Raw genomic sequence first — 18,000 nt, 5'->3', positions numbered from 1 at the left:
GCCTACTCCCCCGTCAATGCGACCACCGGGTCGAGCCTTGCGGCCGTGCGTGCAGGCATGTAGCCGAACACCAGGCCCGTCGCGACGGCGCAGGCAAAGGCTCCCAGCATCGCCGATATGGAAAACACCACCGGTACGCCGGCAAGAATCAGCACGGCCCCCACGAGCAGGCCGCAGGCCACTCCCGCAGCGCCGCCCACCAGGGTGACCATGACCGCCTCGGTCATGAACTGCCGCAGGATGTCGCGCTGGCGCGCACCGGTCGCCACGCGGATGCCGATCTCGCGCGTGCGCTCCTTCACCGTCATCAGCATCACGTTCATCACGCCGATACCGCCCACCACGAGCGAGACGGCGGCAATCAGCCCCAGCATCACGCTCATGCTGCGCCGGGTCTGCATCTCGGCCTGGATGCGCGCCGCCGCGTTGCCGATGCCGAAGTCCTCGCGGCCATGGCGTGCGACGAGCAGCTTGCGGATGGCGGCCTCGGCCTCGTACACCTTGTCTGCCGACACCGCCTGCATCACCACGTAGTCGGGCTGCGTCTGCGCCTGGTAGACCCGCGCGCGGCCCGCGCGGTAGGGAATGAACACCATGTCGTCGTAGTCCTGCACGCCCGAGTCCGCACCGCGTTCGGCCATTACGCCGATCACCTCGAAGGGCGAGGCGCCGATGAGCAACTGCCTGCCGAGCGGGCTCGGCACGTCCGGAAAGAAATGCCGGCTGGCCTTGTGCCCCAGCACGACGAGCGGCGCGAGCGCACGGTCTTCGGCCTCGGTATAGAAGCGCCCCTGCGCCACCGACCAGTGGTGCACGGCAGGCATCTCCTCACCCGACGCGAATACATAGACCTGCTTGTCCACGCGCCCATGGCGCACCGTCGTGGGATCGCCGATGACCGGCAGCACGTAGCGCATCTCGGGCAGCTCGCGCACGGCCTGCAGGTCGGCCTCGGTCAGATCGCCATTGGGCCCGCCGGTCTGCGGCGGCATGCTGCTCATGTAGAGCATGGCCGTACCCATGGCGCCCATGCGCTCGAGCACCTGGCGGCGCGCCCCTTCGCCAATGGCCAGCATCACGATCACCGAGACCACGCCGATCACGATGCCCAGCAGGGTCAGCCCCGTGCGCACGCGGTTGAGCCGCATGCCGCGCCATGCCGTGCGGGCGGACTCACCCAGTTCATTCCACAGCGTGCGGGCCGCGGCGTGCCGTGCCTGCACAGGATCGAGCTGCAGGGAAGGCAGTGCGCCCGCAGTCCCTCCACCGTTTGTTGCACCGTTCGCCCTGTTCACTCCGTTTACGCCGGTTGCATCAGGCGTTGTGTCCCCGGCGACCATGGGAACCGCGCCCGCGCTGTCGGAAAGGATGCTGCCATCGCGGATTTCCACCACGCGCCTGGCCTGCGCCGCCACCTGATGGTCGTGCGTGATCAGGATGATGGTGTGGCCGGCATCGGCAAGCTCACGCAGCAGGCCCATGACCTGCTCGCCGCTGCGGCTGTCGAGCGCTCCGGTCGGCTCGTCGGCAAGGATGATGCGGCCGCCGTTCATCAGGGCGCGTGCGATCGACACGCGCTGCTGCTGGCCACCGGAGAGCTGATTGGGCCGCAGATCGAGCTTGTCGCCCAGGCCCAGCCGGGCCAGCAGGGCCGCAGCGCGTTCCGCACGCTGCGCCTCGGGCAATCCGGCATACAGCGCCGGCACCTGCACGTTCTCGCTCGCGGATTCGGTGGCGATCAGGTGATAGCCCTGGAACACAAAGCCGAATGCTTCGCGGCGCAGCCAGGCCAGCGCATCGGAATCGAGTTCGGCTACATCGTGCCCTGCAAAGTGGTACGAGCCTGCGCTCGCCCGGTCAAGGCATCCGAGCAGGTGCATCAACGTGGACTTGCCCGATCCCGACTGTCCGACGATGGCAACGAACTCTCCCGCATGGATGGTCAGATCGATGCCGTGCAGCACCTCCACTTCGGGCTGCCCGCCCATGCCGCCATAGCGACGCCGGATGCCCTCAAGAACGATCAGCGGAGGACCGGCATTCACCATTGCAGCCACCGCAGTGCACCGCCCGCCTTGGTTTCCGACAGGATCAGGCGGTCGCCCTCGCCCAGCCCCTCCAGCACCTCGGCCTGGTGCCGGCTGCGCGCCCCCAGGCGCAGCGTACGCGTCTGCGGCTGTCCGGCGGCATCCAGCACCCGTGCCGTGACGGCCTCCGCCTGGAGCATCAACGCGGACAGCGGCGCGATCAGCGCGTTCTCCGCCCGCGCGGTGATGAACACCACCTGCGCCGTCATCTGCGGCATCAGTTCACCGTCGGCGTTGTCCACATCGAACAGCGCCGTATAGGTGACCGCCTTGGTCGCCGTCGCCGGCTTGGCCGCGCCACCCGCCTGCGCCTTGGGCACCTGCGGCGCAGGCAGTACCTGTCGCACAGAGCCATGCCAGCGGCGCGCCTTGTCGCCCTCCTCGGCCCCGCCCAGCGTCGTGAAATAGACAGGCAGGCCCGGCTGCACGCGGCGCACATCGGCCTCCGACACCTCGGTCCAGACGGTCATTCCCGACAGGTCTGCAATGCGCAGCATGTCCGGTGTCTGGTAGGTGGCGTTCAGCGTCTGGCCTTCGCGCGCATCCACCGACACCACGGTCCCCGCCATCGGCGCATAGATGCGCGTGTACCCGAGCCGCGCCTCATCGGCCTTGAGCGTGGCCTGCGTCTGGTCGATCTGCGCACGGATCTGGTCGATGCGGGCGCTGGCCTGTGCATGGTTGGCTTCGGCCGTCTGCAGGTCCTCGAGCCGCGTGGCCTCGTCGGCCGCCATCTGCCGCTGGCGTGCCAGTTGCTGCGTGGCCAGGCGCTGCTGAGCCTGCTGCTCGGCCCACTGCGCGCGCAGATTGGCCAGTTGCGCCCGCCCCGCATCCACCGTCGCCCGCTGCACGCTGGGATCGATCTCCACCAGCAGGTCGCCCTTTTTCACCACCGCGCCCGGTGCCACCAGCAGCCGGGTGATCTGCCCCGACACCTGGGCGCCCACATCCACGTAGCGCAGCGGCTGCAAGGTGCCGATGGCCGTCACCGTGGATTCAATACGGCCGCGCTCGACCTTCTGCGTCGTGTATTCCACGCGTTCGCGCGTGTTCCACCAGAGCGCTGCAGCTGCCGTGCCGATGAGCAGCAAAACACAGGCCGCCAGGACCTTCCCCCGGGAAAATCTCATGGCTCCGCCCTCTCAAGACCCACGCCGTGTGCAAATGAAAACTTCATCGACCGTCAAACCCATGCAAGACAAACAAGAGACAGGGTGCTCGCCACAAGCACCACCAGGGCCACTCGCCACGCCCAGCGCGCGTGCAAGCTGATACCGACCACGGCCAGCAAGGCCCCCGCGCCCATGAAGCCGATCCAGGCCACCGTGCCCACGCTGCCCCCCCAGACAACCAAAGCAGGCAGCGCACAAAGCACCAGCAGAGCCGCGCCCGCGCAGCGCAGCCATCCGGCGCGCCAGGGCGCTATGGAGCGCTGGCCGGTCAACTGCTCGTGGTGCCGGTCCATCGCAAAGGCCAGTGCGCACATGCCCGTGAAGGCCAGCGCCAGGGCCGTCAAGGCCGCATGAACAATGCTCATTCCGCCACCTCCGCCGTCGCCGTACCTGCCGTCATGGCTGTCGCCGCCCCTTGCTTTTCGCGGCGAGGAGTTCGCTGGTTACGGCCCTCCGGATGCCTCAGCCAGCGCAACGCCCAGATCGCCAGCACACCCGCGGCAATGCACACCGACTCGACGCCCGCGCTTTCCCAGTCGCCGTGCAGCACCTGCGTGACAAGCATCTCGCCGGTCGTGAGGAGGTTCAGCCAGGGCAACAGCAGGCAGAGCGCGGCCAGCACGGCCAGTTGCTCCATCCATGCGGACCGGGGTGGGCGGCACCATGCGTGCACCACGGCCAGCCCCCACACGCCGAAGAACAGGCCGATCTCCCAATCGTCTCGGTGCGCAATGCCCAGCGGCACCAGCCTGTTGGCCCAGAGGTAGCCCACGCAGGCGATGCCCAGGCCCGCGATCGCCGCCACGTTGAGTCCCTCGATCAGGCGATACACGCGCGCAGTCGCCGAGCCGAACTCGCCCTGGTGCCGATGCCGGCGCTTGACCATGAAAAGAATCGCGCCCGTGGCCATCATCGCGCTGCCCATGAGCCCGCAGACAAAGTACAGCCATTTGAGCGCCAGGCCGCCGAACGGCACCATGTGAAGGCCGCCCATCACCGACTGCGCAAGCGAGGGCGTGCCGCCATCCACGGCGCCGGGCAACCGCACCTGCAGCACTTCTCCCGTTGCGGCCGAGAACATGGCCATGCCGGTGGTCGGGCTCAGCCGCCCGTGTGCGTCGGCATCCTCATTCCAGCCATAGATGCCGATACGTGCAGCCGCATCGCCCGGATGGTCGATCACCACGGCGCGCACGGGCTGGCCGATCAGCGTCTGGCCGCGCTGCACGAACGGTTCCAGATCGGGAACCTCCATGGCACGGCCCGAGGCCTCGGGCTTGCCGGGCTCGTTCAGCTCGGCCACGAAGCGCTCCCGATCCGCCTTCTGCGTGCCGTAGTACACGGCAACGCCCGCAGGCAGGAAGGTGAGCACCGAGAGCGCCAGGCCCGTGTACGCGATCATGAACTGGAAAGGCAGCGTCAGCACCGCCACCGCGTTGTGGGCGTCCAGCCAGCTGCGCTGTCCCTTGCGTGCACGGAAGGTGAAGAAGTCCTTGAAGATGCGCTTGTGCGTGATCACGCCGCTCACCAGGGCCACCAGCATGGCAAGCGCCGCCACACCCACGATCCACAACCCGGCCGTGCCCGCATGCAGCTCGTAATGGAAGGTGACGAAATGATGGCCGCCCTGCGTACCGCGCACGGGCGGCGTGGCCGCCGGCTGGATGGGCGAACCGTCCCGCGTGCTCAACTGCGCGGCGGCATATTGGCGGTTGCTGTCGAACCAGTACACGCGCAGGTCGCCGGCGCCCGTGGCGTCCGAGGGCCAGAGCTCCCACATCGCGGCGCCCTGGTGGTGCTCGCGCATGTAGTCGGTCCCCCAGGCCAGCCGCTGTGCCAGCGAGGCCGAGGCGGGCGCCGATGCTGCAAGCTGCTGCGCGGCGGCCTCCTCGGCATGGTGTTCCGGCGTCATCCAGTGGGTGATGGGCTCCTCGAAGACCGCCAGCGTTCCCGTGAGAAACACCGCGAACAGCAGCCATGAGAACCAAAGCCCGCACCAGGTGTGCAGCCACGCATGCGCCTGCCGAAAGCCTCCGGTGCCCGCACCCGTCAATGACGCGTCTGTGCTCATCTCAACCCCTCCAGTGCATCAGCACGCCCGAAGCCGCCAGCAGCAGAGCGGCAGGCACCAGCAGGCCCAGCCACATGCGCGCAAGCGGCATGGGCGAGAACGACCAGATGGCCGCCGCCACGTGGATCACGAGGCCGACCTGCATGCCCGCGAGAATCGACTCGGCGGCATGCCGAGACAGGGCGCCGCAGAACACCACCCAGGCGCTCGCGAGCAGGTAGCCGCCCAGGGACGCGCCCAGCAGGCGCTGAAGATAAGGGGCCGAACGCCTTGGGGTCTTCTTGTCGTTCATGGATCAGAAGCTGCCTTGCAGCGTGAAGTTCACCGCACGCTTTTCGCCATAGAAATTACCGTAGCCCGCGTAGCCGACCGTGCTGTAGTAGGTCTTGTCGAACAGGTTGGAGACATTCATCGCCACGCTCCACTGCTTGTTGATCTCATAGCCCACGCGCGCCGACCACACGGCATGGCCCGGCGAGTTGAACTGATAGGCCGACCAGGGGCCGTCGTACTGGCCGGTCTCGGGGTTGTAGGCGTTCAGCGTGCCCTTGCGGAAGGTGCTGCTCTGCATCGTCATGCCCGCGCCTGCGCTCCAGCCGCGCAACTCGCCGGAGAAACGGTAGTTGCCCCAGGCCTTGAGCAGATGGCGCGGTGTGATGGTGGCAAAGCGTGCATCATTGGCGCGCTTGTCGACGTTGTCGTTGAAGGTGTAGCCCACCGCGACCTGCAGGTCCGGCGTGACCTGGCCGGTGAGTTCCAGGTCGATGCCCTTGCTGAGCTGGTAGCCGTCGCGGAACCAGCAGCAGCCGCCCCGCCACTCGGTGCTGGGATAGGCCGGATCGATTGCCGCCACGCCTTTTTTCTCGGTGCGGAAGATCGCCGCGCTTCCCGCCAGGCCCGGAGCCAGCTCACCCTTCACCCCGAGCTCGTAGGTGCGGCCGCGCACCGGATCGAGCGGCTTGCCCGGCAGGGGAGCGGACAGCTTGCCCGCCTGGGACTGGAAGATTTCCGCCGTGCTGGCATAGATGCTCCAGGCCGGAGAGACGTCGTAGACCACACCGACATAAGGCACGAAGATATTGCCATCCACGCTCTTCGAATTGAGCTTGCCGCTCATGTCGTGCTGGGTCGTGCGCTCCTGCAGCGTATAGCGGCCACCAAGGACCACAGCCAGATCGTCGACGGGACGCAGCCGCAGCGATCCATAGAAACCCGCCTTCTGCGTGACGGTCTGCGAACCATTGGTCCAGTCTCCGAGCGGATAGCCCGGGTCGGCTGGCGGCGTGCGATCGAATATGTCGGCCGGACCGATCCGGGGCCAGAGGCTGCGGCTGTAGTCGCTGCCGCGCTGGGAATCGAAGCCGAACAGCACGTCATGCCGACGGCCCAGCGCATCGAAGCCGCCCTGCACGTTCACGTCAAGGCCTGTTTCGCGCGATTGCGTCTTGACCTGGTTGATCCACCAGTCGGCTCCCGCGCCCGTGATGGGAGACGGTGAGTTCTCGATCTCCGCACCGTTCACTCCTTCGTTGAAGCGCGTGTGGCGCAGTTGCGCCTTGAGCTTCCAGCCTGCCGCCAGCTCGTGGTCGAGCTTGGCGAACAGGGTCGTGTTCTCGCGGTGGATCCAGTTCCACGGCGCCCCCATGTTGGTGTTGCGGGGAAAGCCGATGTTGGAGCCGTCCGCATAGCGCGGCAGGCTGGCGTTGAAGCCCGGATTCTTGTCGTTCTGGTAGCTTGCGCCCAGCGTCACGAAGGTGTCGGGTGCGACATCCAGTTCCAGCGTGCCGTACAGCAGGCGGCGCTTCTGGCGCGATGGCTCGGCCATGTCGTCGCGGTTGTGCGTCACCACCACGGCACGGCCGCGCAGGCTGCCCGACTCGTTGAGCGCGCCGGTGGTATCGAGCTCTGCCCGGTAGTTGGACATGGTTCCGGCGGACACCAGCACCTGCGTCCGGCGCTCCGCCAGCGGGCGCTTGTAGGTGAAGTTGATCACACCACCCGCCTCGCCTGCACCAAAGAGCCCGTCGGGGCCGCGCAGCAGGGCAACGCTGTCGAACTGCGCCATGTCCTGAGAGCGGCTGCCCGAACGTGCCGTGGTCGTGCTGCCCCCGTCATAGCGGAAATTGGTGATGTTCAGCCCCCGCGACTGGTAGGTCGTGTCGAGCCAGTTTTCGTCGCGCGTCACGCCCGTGGTGTAGTTCATCACCTCGTCGAGCGTTCGCATGGCCTGGTCGTCCATGCGCTGGCGCGTGACCACCGTGACCGATTGAGGAATCTCGCGCAGCGACTGGGCGGCCTTGCCCACCTCGACGTTCTTTGGCGCATAGCTGCGCGATCCCTCGCTGTAGACACTGCGCTCCACGGCCTCCGTCACGACCACCTCGTCCAGTGAATTCGCCTGCCCGGCGGTCGGTGCAGGACGCGCACGCTCAACCGCTGCGGCAGTGCGCTGCACCGTGATGCTCGCTCCCGTGGGAAGGGCCACCAGTCCGGTACCGCCCAGTGCCTTGCGAAGCGCATCTGCCAGTGTCGCGTCCCCCTGCTGCGCCGGCGCCACGCGCCCCGCCACCAGGGCCGGATCCACCGAGATGGACACGCCCCACTGGCGCGCCAGCGCGTCGAGAGCCGGACCCAGGGGCTGGGCCTCCAGATCCAGTGGGTGCACGGCGGCCAGGGCATCCTGCCCGGATCCGGCGCATGCCACACCTGTGCCGGCCGCGCCCGACACGGCCACCATGCCTGCAAGCAGGATGGCGGGTAGCGATGGCACGGTGCGTGCGACCCCACGAGAAGAAGACGGAGTGGATGGTTTTTCTTGCGGATGACTCATGATGAAGCACATTGCTTGACGTGTTTCTTCGTTGAAGACGTACGAGCCTTCACGAACCGGACAAAATCTTTCGGTATCCCGCGCTCCCGCAACGCGGGCATTCAACGCTGGCGAATGGTCATGGAGCCCTGCGCGGAGCGACGCACCGTGACGGGCAGCGAGCGCGGCAACGCGTCGATGAAGGTGTCGGGATCCCGGATGCGAAAGCTCCCCGTCAGCAGCAGGTCGCCGCCGCCCTCGAGCACCACCGGGCGTGCCAGATAGTCGTTCCAGCGCGCGATCACCTCGGACAGCGGCGTGCGATCGAACACCAGCCAGCCGTCGCGCCATGCACCCACGCCACCTGGATCGATCTCGCGCGTGGGTCCCAGGCCGTCCGCATCCACGCGCACGCCCTGCCCACCCCGCAGCACCACGTCCGGTGCCTCTGCATATCCCCGGCCCTCGGCCCCGCGTGCCCACACCGCCACGCTGCCGTGCGCCACGGCCACCTGCATGCGCTCCTCGCGCACCTCCACGGAAAAGGCCGTACCCAGCACGCGCACCCGCCCCCAGTCCGAGAGCACCACAAAAGGCTTCTGTGGATCGCGCGCCACGTCGAAGCGGATCGCACCGCGCTCCATCCGGACTTCGCGCCGGTCTCTGTACATCACCACCTGTGCCCGCGTTCCCGGAGTGAGGTCGACATGCGATCCATCCGGCAGGTTGTGCGACACCACCTCGCGCGCGCCGGTCTGCAGGGCCAGTGTCTGCAGCGGCTGCCGTCCGTGCCAGCGCACGGCCCCCGCCACGGTCGCCGCCAGTCCGGCAACGCCAAAAACGGACAGCACCTGCCTCCGCCGCCTCTGCACGGCGGCCTGCTGCGTAGCCGGCAGGGGAAGCTCCTGGCGCAACCCGGCCGCCTGGGTGGCGTTCCAGCCTTGCAGCGCCGCCTGCGCCGCCGATTCATTGAGAGGATCCCTGGCGCGCCAGGCTGCCAGCGATTCACTGGCGCGCCGCGCGGATGCCGCATCGCCGCCATGCTGGCGTGCCAGCAACAGCAGGGCGTGCTCAAGGCGTCTGCGCGCCGCGGGCTCCTGGAATTCGCCATAGTCCGCGCTGCAGTCCATCACGCCCCCCGCAGACCCATGCAGTCGCAGACCGCCCGCACCACGTGTTTTTCAACGGCCGCTTCCGACACCATCATGTGCTGCGCCGCCTCCGCGTGGCTGAAGCCGTAGACCCGCACCAGTACGAACACCTCGCGGCGCTTGCGCGGCATGGCGTTCAACCGGGCCAGCAGCCTGTCGAGTTGCTGTCGCGCCTCCACCTCCTGCTGGGCCGAGGGTGCATCGTCCCGCTTGACCAGCGACAGCGTCTCCAACACGGCCTCCTCGGCCTTGCGCCGACGTGCTTCGTCGATCACGATGTTCTTGCCCGTGCGGAACAGCAGCGCGCGCAAGTCATGCGCGACGGCGGAGCGCGCCTGCATCCGGAGCACGCGCGCATAGCTCTCCTGCACCACGTCCCGGGCGGCGTCCCGGTCATTGAGCGAGCGCGTGAAGAAATTGACCAGTTCTGCGTAGAAGTGCACCTGCACGGTGGATCCCCAATGGCGGCAAGACGGCGAAGGGATCGGAAGAGTGACCGCCCCTTTTGTTACAAGGGACGCATCATACATTAATGAGAATCAATCTCATTACATTGATTAGCAGAAACTTGCCGGGGAGAAAGCCGCACTCCTCTGCATGCCATGCGGGCCGACCCGTATAATCGGAATTTCCCACCACCTTAAAAGACATGACCAAGTTTGTCTTCGTTACCGGCGGTGTGGTGTCTTCCCTGGGCAAGGGAATCGCCTCAGCCTCCCTTGCTGCGATTCTTGAATCGCGCGGCCTCAAAGTCACTCTCATCAAGCTGGACCCCTACATCAACGTAGACCCGGGCACCATGTCGCCGTTCCAGCACGGCGAAGTCTTCGTGACCGACGATGGCGCGGAGACCGACCTCGACCTCGGACACTACGAGCGCTTCATCGAAACGCGCATGAAGCAGTCCAACAACTTCACCACCGGGCGCATCTACCAGTCCGTGCTGGAGAAGGAGCGCCGGGGCGACTACCTGGGCAAGACCGTACAGGTCATCCCCCACATCACCAACGAGATCCAGGAATACGTCAAGCGCGGCGCCGGCATCGGCACCGAGGACGCCGTGGACGTCGCGATCTGCGAGATCGGCGGCACCGTGGGCGACATCGAGTCGCTGCCGTTCCTCGAGGCCGTACGCCAGCTCTCGCTCAAGCTCGGCCCGAACAACTCTGCCTTCGTTCACCTCACCTACCTGCCCTACATCGAGGCAGCGGGCGAGCTCAAGACCAAGCCCACCCAGCACACCGTGCAGAAGCTGCGCGAGATCGGCATCCAGCCCGACGCGCTGCTGTGCCGCGCCAAGCACGCGGTGCCGGACGAAGAGCGCGAGAAGATCTCGCTCTTCACCAACGTTCCCGAATGGGGCGTGATCTCGATGTGGGACGTGGACACCATCTACAAGGTGCCGCGCGTGCTGCACGAGCAGGGGCTCGACGGCCTCATCTGCGACAAGCTGCGCCTGAACACGCCCCCCGCCAGCCTCAAGCGCTGGGACGACCTGGTCTACGAGACAGAGCACCCGCAGGGCGAGGTGCAGATCGCCATGGTCGGCAAGTATGTCGAACTCTCCGATGCGTACAAGTCGGTCAATGAGGCGCTCAAGCACGCCGGCATGCAAAGCCATGTGCGCGTGAAGATCACGCACGTCGACTCTGAAACCATCGACGACAAGAACGCCAAGGACAAGCTCGCCAAGTACGATGCGATCCTGGTGCCCGGCGGCTTCGGCTCGCGCGGCGTGGAAGGCAAGATCTCGACCGCGCGCTACGCCCGCGAGAACAAGATTCCGTATCTGGGCATCTGCCTGGGCATGCAGGTTGCGACCATCGAGTACGCACGCCACATGGCGGGCCTCGAGGGCGCGAACTCCACCGAGTTCGACCCGCACGCCAAGCACCCCGTGATTGCACTGATCACCGAGTGGAAGGACGAGGACGGCACCATCAAGACGCGCGACGAGAACTCCGACCTCGGCGGCACCATGCGCCTTGGCGCGCAGTCCTCCGACGTGCAGCCCGGCACGCTGGCGCACAGCATCTACGGCGACGTGGTGACCGAGCGTCACCGCCACCGCTACGAAGCCAACACGCAATACCTGGACAAGCTGCGCGATGCAGGCCTGGTGATCTCCGCGCTCACGCAGCGCGAACAGCTCACCGAGATCGTTGAGCTGCCGAACTCGGTTCACCCCTGGTTCATCGGCGTGCAGTTCCACCCGGAATTCAAGTCCACGCCATGGAGCGGCCACCCGCTGTTCAACGCGTTCGTGAAGGCGGCCGTGTCGCATCACAAGGACGCCAAAAAGTAATCTCTGAAGGACCAGTCACATCATGAAACTCTGCGGATTCGATGTCGGCCTCGACAAACGTTTTTTCCTGATTGCAGGCCCCTGCGTGGTCGAGTCTGAACAGCTGCAGATGGATGTGGCTGGCCAGCTCAAGGAGATCACTTCTGGTCTGGGCATCCATTTCATCTTCAAGAGCAGCTACGACAAGGCCAACCGCTCGTCGGGCGCGAGCTTTCGCGGCCCGGGCATGGACAAGGGCCTCGAGATCCTCGCCAAGGTGAAGAAGGAATTGAATGTGCCCATCCTTACCGATGTGCACACCGAAGCGGAGATTCCCGCCGTCGCCAAAATTGTCGACGTGCTGCAGACGCCCGCGTTCCTGTGCCGCCAGACCGATTTCATCCGCGCCGTCGCCCAGAGCGGCAAGCCGGTGAACATCAAGAAGGGCCAGTTCCTCGCGCCGCATGACATGAAGAACGTCATCGACAAGGCGCGCGCGGCCGCCAAGGAAGTGGGCCTGCCGGAAGACAGCTTCATGGCCTGCGAGCGCGGTGCGAGCTTCGGCTACAACAACCTCGTCTCCGACATGCGTTCGCTCTCCATCATGCGCGAGACCGGCGCGCCGGTCGTCTACGACGCCACGCACAGCGTGCAGTTGCCGGGCGGCAACGGCACATCGAGCGGCGGCATGCGCGAGATGGTGCCCGTGCTCTCGCGCGCAGCGATTGCCGTGGGTGTGGCCGGGGTGTTCATGGAGACCCATCCAGACCCGTGCAATGCGCTCTCCGACGGCCCGAATGCGGTTCCGCTCAAGCACATGAAGGCATTGCTCGAAACGCTGGTGGCGCTCGATGACGTCACCAAGCGCAACGGCTTCCTGGAAAACCACTTCGAAGCCTGATCCCGCAACCCGATCTCCCTCCAACGCCATCCATCAGCCTGTTTTCATTTCCATAAGAAAAGAGACAACGACATGCCAAGCGGATACGTCATCGCCACCGTTCAGGTCACCCGGCCCGAGCAGTACGAGGAATACAAGAAGTGGTCCACGGCCGCCATGCAGGCGCACAACGCCGAACTCTGCGTTCGCGGCGGCCAGGTGGAAGTGATGGAAGGTGATTGGAATCCCGAACGCGTGGTGGTGCTGAAGTTTCCGAGCTTCGATGCCGCCAGGGCGTTCTATCACTCGCCCGAATACGGCCGGGCGCGCGCCGCACGCGAAGGTGCGGCGATCATGCGCCTGATCTGCGTGGAAGGCGTGTGATCCCCACCGTGAGAATCGATGCCGCAACAAGCCATGCCAGCCGCCATCCTTTCTCGACCTGCCATGCCGGAGCCCGCACGGCTTCATCGCGGCACCTCCGGCGTGTTGTTGTTCATTTCCCCGTTTTCAAACTCTCTTAGGATCATTCATGAGTGCCATCGTTGACATCGTAGGCCGCGAAGTGCTGGACAGCCGCGGCAACCCCACAGTTGAATGCGACGTGCTGCTGGAATCCGGCGTGATGGGCCGTGCGGCCGTGCCGTCGGGCGCATCCACGGGTTCGCGCGAAGCCATCGAGCTGCGTGACGGCGACAAGAGCCGCTACCTGGGCAAGGGCGTGCTCAAGGCCGTGGAACACATCAACACCGAGATCTCCGAAGCCGTGCTGGGCCTCGATGCGTCCGAACAGGCCTTCCTGGACAAGACCCTGATCGACCTCGACGGTACCGACAACAAGGGCCGCCTGGGTGCGAACGCCATGCTGGCCGTGTCGATGGCCGTGGCCCGCGCAGCCGCTGAAGAATCCGGCCTGCCGCTGTACCGCTATCTCGGCGGCATGGGCGCGACGCAGTTGCCCGTTCCGATGATGAACGTGATCAACGGTGGCGCGCACGCCAACAACAGCCTCGACCTGCAGGAGTTCATGATCATCCCCGTGGGCGCTCCTTCGTTCCGCGAAGCCGTGCGCTGGGGCGCCGAAGTGTTCCACGCACTCAAGAAGATCATCCACGACAAGGGCATGAGCACCGCCGTGGGCGATGAAGGCGGTTTCGCGCCCTCCGTGGAAAACCATGAAGCCGCGATCCAGCTGATCCTCCAGGCCATCGAGAACGCCGGCTACACCGCCGGCGAGCAGATCGTCCTGGGCCTGGACTGCGCTGCCAGCGAGTTCTACAAGGATGGCAAGTACGTGCTCGAAGGCGAAGGCGGCCTGCAGCTGACGGCCGAACAGTGGACCGACATGCTCGCGACCTGGGTCGACAAGTACCCGATCATCTCCATCGAGGACGGCATGGCCGAAGGCGACTGGGACGGCTGGAAGCACCTGACCGAGCGTCTGGGCGGCAAGGTCCAGCTGGTGGGCGACGACCTGTTCGTCACCAACACCAAGATCCTGAAGGAAGGCATCGACAAGAAGATCGCCAACTCCATCCTCATCAAGATCAACCAGATCGGCACGCTGACCGAGACCTTCGAAGCCATCGAGATGGCCAAGCGCGCGGGTTACACCGCCGTGATCTCGCACCGCTCGGGCGAGACCGAGGACTCGACCATCGCCGACATCGCCGTGGGCACGAACGCGGGCCAGATCAAGACCGGTTCGCTGAGCCGCTCGGACCGCATGGCCAAGTACAACCAGTTGCTGCGCATCGAGGAAGACCTGGGCGACATCGCGTTCTACCCTGGCCGCGCTGCGTTCTACAACCTGCGCTGATCGCCGGGCCGGAGGCCAACACGTTGTAACAACGGGTTGGCCCCGTCAGCACGCGGCACCCCATGGGCGCGTTATCCTTCGCGGTGACGCCTTGCCGGGGTCGCCGTGGTTGTGTTTCAACAACAGTCTGCGTGTACCATCCGTCCAAGGCCCCTACCGCTGCATCCACCTAGTCCATGAGCACACGCATTGTTCCGCTGATTCTCTTGCTGCTGCTCTTGCTGGTCCTGACCCAGCTGCTCAGCGGCCGCGGCAGCGTCGAACACGTGGCCAACATGCGACAGCAGATTGCCGAGCAGAAGGACGCCAATGACAAGGCCCGAGCGGAAAACGAACGCCTGAGCGCGGAAGTCTCCGATCTCAAGGAAGGCATGGACATGGTCGAGGAAAAGGCACGCAGCGAGCTTGGCATGGTCAAGCCGAACGAAATCTACGTGCATGTCGCTCCCTCCAGGCGCTGATCAGCCTCCCCCCGCCTCCCGCCGCATTCCTCTGCCGCTTCGCATTTCCTTCTGGGGAGTCGATGCCGGCCTCATGGCAGACGCACTGCAATCCCATGCGGATCTTCAGCCGGGCTGGAGCGAGCGGATCGCCATTCATGCCCACTGCTTCGATGCCCTGCAGCAGCCCGGTGCCATGCGCTGTGAGCAGCAGCGTGCGCAACTCGGCCAATGGCTGGCGCATGAGCTCAAGACCTTCGATCAGCCGCACCTGTCGCTGCTGGTGCCGGTGCAGTCGCCCAACTTCCATGCCAACGAGCTGGCCCTGCGCAGTGCCCTCACCGACTCCATGATGGGGTTCCAGGTGCTGTATGGCGCCACACTGCAGGAGCGACTGCGCAACGCGGCCAATGCCATCGCACTGACCGCCAGGGCCTTGCTGCCGTCGAGTGAAAGCGCGCACTTCGCGATCACCGACATCGCCAAGCCCACGCATCCGCGCATGCGTGCCTGGTCGTGCGAGAAATGCAGCGACCCGGAGTGCGAGCACAAGCTGTTTTCCGGCCTGGCGGCGACGGCCTAAGCCGGAAACACGCTCTTACTGGATGTTGTTCGATGCGGGAGGCTGCTTCTCACGCCCGGTGAAGAGCTGCGCCGCATCCACGGAGTCGTAGCGGTACTGCTTTCCGCAGAATTCGCAGCCCACCTCGACGAGTCCGCGCTCGTCGATCACGCTCTGCACTTCCTCTTCACCCAGGCCGCGCAGCATGTTGCTCACGCGCTCACGGCTGCAGGTGCAGGCAAAGCGCGGGCCGTCGTCGCCCTGCAGGGGCACGAAGCGCAGGACCTTCTCCTCCCAGAACAGGCGGCGCAGGATGGTGTCCACGTCCAGGGTCAGCAGCTCGTCGCGCGTGAGGCTGGCTGCAAGCGTGGAGATGCGGTTGTATTCCTCGTTCACGTCCATCTGGTCGGCATCGACATCGGCACCCTGCGCAGCCTCCAGGTTGGCCTCGCCCTTGACCGGCATGCGCTGGATCAGCAGGCCGGCCGCCACCTGGTCGTTCGCCGCCAGCACCAGCGTGGTGTCCAGCTGCTCGGAGTGGCGCATGTACTGCTCCAGCACATCGCTGAGCTTCTCCAGCTTCTGGCCGTGCTCGCCATTGAGCGGCACGATGCCCTGGTAGGGCTGCTGCCCGGGCAGGCGCGTCTTGGGATCAAGCGTGATCGCGCAGCGGCCCTTGCCGTTCACGTTCACCAGCGACGACAGGCTGGTCATCTCCTCGGTGACCGTGCCCGGAATCGTCGCCGTGGCGCGCAGGCTCAGATCGGACTGCACCTCCGCCACGGCCAGCTTGACCGGACCATCGCCCTGGATCTGAAAAATCAGCGCCCCCTGGAACTTGATGTTGGACTGCATGAGCACGCCTGCGGCGGCCATCTCGCCGAGCAGTTCGCGCACGGCGGGGGTGTAGTTGCCGGTTTCCGTGTTGGCCGCGCGGCGGCTCAGGATTTCGGTCCACGCATCCGTGAGCCGCACGATCATGCCGCGAACCGGCAGGCCATCAAACAGAAACTTATGGAGTTCTGACACTCGTACTCTTTCTAAAAACAACTCCGAGGCGGCACCTGGCCAAGCCTGCATGCACCTGCGGAGTCCATCAACCAATCTTGCGCAGCCCCTTCTTGAAGCGGTGCGCGTTTTCCACGTAACGCCGCGCGCTCTCGCGCAGCCCTTCCATCTGCTCGGGAGACAGCTGCTTCACCACCCGTGCCGGGCTTCCGAGAATCATGGAGCCGTCGGGAAATTCCTTGCCCTCGGTCACCAGCGATCCCGCGCCCACCAGGCAGTTCCTGCCGATCTTCGCCCCGTTGAGCACGACGGCCCCGATGCCGATCAGCGACTCATCGCCAATGGTGCAGCCATGCAGCATGACCTGATGGCCCACCGTGACGTTCGCACCGATGGTCAGCGGCACGCCATGGTCGGCGTGCAGCACGCTTGCATCCTGGATGTTGGAGCCCGCACCAATGGTGATCGTGTCGGTGTCGCCACGCACCACGGTGCCGAACCAGACGCTGGCGTTCTCGCCGAGCTTCACGTCGCCCATCACTTGCGCGCTGTCCGCAATCCAGGCCGATTCGGGCACGCTCGGTGCCATGCCATCCAGTTCATACATTGCCATGGGGGTTTGTCTCCTGAGACTCTTGTGGGATAGGGATTCCATAGGGAACCTCTGCAAAACTCCCTGCCATCGTCTGAACACGGCCTCGGGCGATCCGCGGCGTTGTCTTTTTCGTCAATAGCTACGGCTATTGCCTTCAAAAGACGCCTTGCGGCTCATCCCGATCCGCGTCCAGCCGATTGGCGAGGGTTTTGCAGAAGCTCCCTAGAATTGTAAGTATGGAGCTACGTCAACGAGCATTGCAGGTCTTGTGCCTGACAGACCCTGAGCAGAAATCAGCCCAGACGCTGGACATGTATGTCCACGCCGCGCAATTTTCAATAGATGCGCAGGCCGTGCTCGCGCCGCCACCGGGCATCGATCTTCCGGGCCGCCCCGAGCGGCCGGTCCTTTTGAAGCACACCGAAGTGGGCAGACGCTCACCCGCAACACCCGAAGGCCGGGCCGTGCTCATGCACGCCATCGCCCATATCGAATTCAATGCCATCAACCTGGCGCTGGATGCCATCTGGCGCTTCGAGGACATGCCCGGGCCGTTCTACCTCGACTGGCTCCGGGTGGCCGGCGAGGAGGCCAAGCATTTCCGCCTGCTGCGGGACCACCTGCGCGACATGGGCCATGACTATGGCGACTTCCCCGCGCACCAGGGGCTCTGGACGATGTGCGAGAAGACCGCGGGCGACATCGTGGCGCGCATGGCGCTGGTTCCGCGCACGCTCGAGGCGCGCGGCCTCGATGCCACGCCCTTGATCCAGAAGAAGCTGCGCCACATCGGGGCACCGGACGCCCTGGCGGCCGCGGCCATCCTCGACATCATCCTGGAAGAAGAAATAGGTCATGTCGCCATAGGTAACCACTGGTATCGTTGGTTGTGCAGTCGTGACGGACACGAACCGCTGACCCATTTCGCCGAACTCACCCGCGTCTACGAGGCCCCTCGTCCGAAACCCCCACTGAATGAGGCGGCGCGACGCGCTGCTGGCTTCAGCGATGAGGAATTGCTCTGGCTGAACCACTAGAATCGCCTTGACTTTGGTCAATCAGTAATTGATTGTTGATAAATTGAATCAAAGGTTTACAGAGCGGATACACGACAATCGAAAC

The 18,000-nt window shown here is 65.4% G+C and carries 17 protein-coding genes; 7 read left to right on the top strand and 10 right to left on the bottom strand.

What is annotated here, in order from left to right:
- Positions 1–2 precede the first annotated feature (2 nt).
- From H9K76_RS05785 to H9K76_RS05750, 8 genes are all read right to left on the bottom strand, one after another.
- Positions 3–2,048 carry an ABC transporter permease gene (locus H9K76_RS05785; RefSeq protein ID WP_187598668.1) on the bottom strand — a complete coding sequence of 682 codons (2,046 nt, stop codon included), beginning with the start codon at positions 2,046–2,048 and terminating at the stop codon, positions 3–5.
- Positions 2,042–3,217 (bottom strand): efflux RND transporter periplasmic adaptor subunit, encoded by a 1,176-nt coding sequence (locus H9K76_RS05780; RefSeq protein ID WP_187598666.1) that lies wholly within the window; start codon positions 3,215–3,217, stop codon positions 2,042–2,044. Before H9K76_RS05780 ends, H9K76_RS05785 begins: the two co-directional genes overlap by 7 nt.
- Positions 3,218–3,270: 53 nt before the next feature.
- Positions 3,271–3,624: a DUF3325 domain-containing protein gene (locus H9K76_RS05775; protein ID WP_187598664.1), complete on the bottom strand. Its 354-nt coding sequence runs from the start codon at positions 3,622–3,624 to the stop codon at positions 3,271–3,273.
- Positions 3,621–5,330 carry a PepSY-associated TM helix domain-containing protein gene (locus H9K76_RS05770; protein WP_187598662.1) on the bottom strand — a complete coding sequence of 570 codons (1,710 nt, stop codon included), beginning with the start codon at positions 5,328–5,330 and terminating at the stop codon, positions 3,621–3,623. Before H9K76_RS05770 ends, H9K76_RS05775 begins: the two co-directional genes overlap by 4 nt.
- Position 5,331: 1 nt before the next feature.
- Complete coding sequence (locus H9K76_RS05765; protein ID WP_187598660.1) at positions 5,332–5,622, bottom strand: hypothetical protein; 291 nt, start codon at positions 5,620–5,622, stop codon at positions 5,332–5,334.
- Positions 5,623–5,625: 3 nt separating this feature from the next.
- Positions 5,626–8,160, bottom strand: coding sequence for a TonB-dependent siderophore receptor (locus H9K76_RS05760; RefSeq protein WP_246475334.1), 2,535 nt, complete (start codon positions 8,158–8,160; stop codon positions 5,626–5,628).
- A gap of 101 nt (positions 8,161–8,261) precedes the next feature.
- Positions 8,262–9,269 carry a FecR family protein gene (locus H9K76_RS05755; protein ID WP_187598658.1) on the bottom strand — a complete coding sequence of 336 codons (1,008 nt, stop codon included), beginning with the start codon at positions 9,267–9,269 and terminating at the stop codon, positions 8,262–8,264.
- Complete coding sequence (locus tag H9K76_RS05750; RefSeq protein WP_246475332.1) at positions 9,269–9,733, bottom strand: sigma-70 family RNA polymerase sigma factor; 465 nt, start codon at positions 9,731–9,733, stop codon at positions 9,269–9,271. Before H9K76_RS05750 ends, H9K76_RS05755 begins: the two co-directional genes overlap by 1 nt.
- A 206-nt stretch (positions 9,734–9,939) precedes the next feature.
- Between H9K76_RS05750 and pyrG the strand changes: the two genes are divergently transcribed.
- From pyrG to H9K76_RS05720, 6 genes are all read left to right on the top strand, one after another.
- On the top strand, positions 9,940–11,595 hold the full coding sequence (gene pyrG / locus H9K76_RS05745) for a CTP synthase (RefSeq protein ID WP_187598655.1): 1,656 nt from the start codon (positions 9,940–9,942) through the stop codon (positions 11,593–11,595).
- Between the two features lie 22 nt (positions 11,596–11,617).
- Positions 11,618–12,475 carry a 3-deoxy-8-phosphooctulonate synthase gene (kdsA, locus tag H9K76_RS05740; RefSeq protein ID WP_187598653.1) on the top strand — a complete coding sequence of 286 codons (858 nt, stop codon included), beginning with the start codon at positions 11,618–11,620 and terminating at the stop codon, positions 12,473–12,475.
- Positions 12,476–12,547: 72 nt separating this feature from the next.
- On the top strand, positions 12,548–12,838 hold the full coding sequence (locus H9K76_RS05735) for a DUF1330 domain-containing protein (protein WP_187598651.1): 291 nt from the start codon (positions 12,548–12,550) through the stop codon (positions 12,836–12,838).
- A 148-nt stretch (positions 12,839–12,986) separates the two neighbouring features.
- Positions 12,987–14,273, top strand: a complete 1,287-nt coding sequence (gene eno / locus H9K76_RS05730) for a phosphopyruvate hydratase (protein WP_187598650.1) — start codon at positions 12,987–12,989, stop codon at positions 14,271–14,273.
- 176 nt (positions 14,274–14,449) lie between these two features.
- Positions 14,450–14,734, top strand: a complete 285-nt coding sequence (locus H9K76_RS05725; RefSeq protein WP_187598648.1) for an FtsB family cell division protein — start codon at positions 14,450–14,452, stop codon at positions 14,732–14,734.
- Positions 14,735–14,807: 73 nt separating this feature from the next.
- Entirely contained in the window at positions 14,808–15,296 is a 489-nt protein-coding gene (locus tag H9K76_RS05720; protein WP_187598646.1) for a hypothetical protein, read from the top strand.
- Positions 15,297–15,311: 15 nt separating this feature from the next.
- Here H9K76_RS05720 and hslO read toward each other — a convergent pair whose 3' ends face one another.
- Together hslO and H9K76_RS05710 are read right to left on the bottom strand one after the other, a co-directional pair.
- Positions 15,312–16,304: an Hsp33 family molecular chaperone HslO gene (hslO, locus tag H9K76_RS05715; protein WP_187598645.1), complete on the bottom strand. Its 993-nt coding sequence runs from the start codon at positions 16,302–16,304 to the stop codon at positions 15,312–15,314.
- A 67-nt stretch (positions 16,305–16,371) separates the two neighbouring features.
- A complete protein-coding gene (locus tag H9K76_RS05710; protein WP_187598643.1) occupies positions 16,372–16,896 on the bottom strand; it encodes a gamma carbonic anhydrase family protein in 525 nt (174 codons plus the stop codon).
- 218 nt (positions 16,897–17,114) lie between these two features.
- Between H9K76_RS05710 and H9K76_RS05705 the strand changes: the two genes are divergently transcribed.
- On the top strand, positions 17,115–17,915 hold the full coding sequence (locus H9K76_RS05705) for a ferritin-like domain-containing protein (RefSeq protein ID WP_187598641.1): 801 nt from the start codon (positions 17,115–17,117) through the stop codon (positions 17,913–17,915).
- Positions 17,916–18,000 lie beyond the last annotated feature (85 nt).

The organism is Diaphorobacter ruginosibacter (genome assembly GCF_014395975.1).
Taxonomy (GTDB): Bacteria; Pseudomonadota; Gammaproteobacteria; order Burkholderiales; family Burkholderiaceae_C; genus Diaphorobacter_A; species Diaphorobacter_A ruginosibacter.
The sequence above is the reverse complement of the archived record's forward strand: the minus strand, read 5'-3'. Positions and strand labels throughout refer to the sequence as shown.

Coding starts and splice junctions, on each gene's coding strand:
- H9K76_RS05785 (WP_187598668.1), bottom strand. CDS start 2,048: ATGGTGAATGCCGGTCCTCCGCTGATCGTTCTTGAGGGCATCCGGCGT.
- H9K76_RS05780 (WP_187598666.1), bottom strand. CDS start 3,217: ATGAGATTTTCCCGGGGGAAGGTCCTGGCGGCCTGTGTTTTGCTGCTC.
- H9K76_RS05775 (WP_187598664.1), bottom strand. CDS start 3,624: ATGAGCATTGTTCATGCGGCCTTGACGGCCCTGGCGCTGGCCTTCACG.
- H9K76_RS05770 (WP_187598662.1), bottom strand. CDS start 5,330: ATGAGCACAGACGCGTCATTGACGGGTGCGGGCACCGGAGGCTTTCGG.
- H9K76_RS05765 (WP_187598660.1), bottom strand. CDS start 5,622: ATGAACGACAAGAAGACCCCAAGGCGTTCGGCCCCTTATCTTCAGCGC.
- H9K76_RS05760 (WP_246475334.1), bottom strand. CDS start 8,160: ATGAGTCATCCGCAAGAAAAACCATCCACTCCGTCTTCTTCTCGTGGG.
- H9K76_RS05755 (WP_187598658.1), bottom strand. CDS start 9,269: ATGGACTGCAGCGCGGACTATGGCGAATTCCAGGAGCCCGCGGCGCGC.
- pyrG (WP_187598655.1), top strand. CDS start 9,940: ATGACCAAGTTTGTCTTCGTTACCGGCGGTGTGGTGTCTTCCCTGGGC.
- kdsA (WP_187598653.1), top strand. CDS start 11,618: ATGAAACTCTGCGGATTCGATGTCGGCCTCGACAAACGTTTTTTCCTG.
- H9K76_RS05735 (WP_187598651.1), top strand. CDS start 12,548: ATGCCAAGCGGATACGTCATCGCCACCGTTCAGGTCACCCGGCCCGAG.
- eno (WP_187598650.1), top strand. CDS start 12,987: ATGAGTGCCATCGTTGACATCGTAGGCCGCGAAGTGCTGGACAGCCGC.
- H9K76_RS05725 (WP_187598648.1), top strand. CDS start 14,450: ATGAGCACACGCATTGTTCCGCTGATTCTCTTGCTGCTGCTCTTGCTG.
- H9K76_RS05720 (WP_187598646.1), top strand. CDS start 14,808: ATGGCAGACGCACTGCAATCCCATGCGGATCTTCAGCCGGGCTGGAGC.
- H9K76_RS05710 (WP_187598643.1), bottom strand. CDS start 16,896: ATGGCAATGTATGAACTGGATGGCATGGCACCGAGCGTGCCCGAATCG.
- H9K76_RS05705 (WP_187598641.1), top strand. CDS start 17,115: ATGGAGCTACGTCAACGAGCATTGCAGGTCTTGTGCCTGACAGACCCT.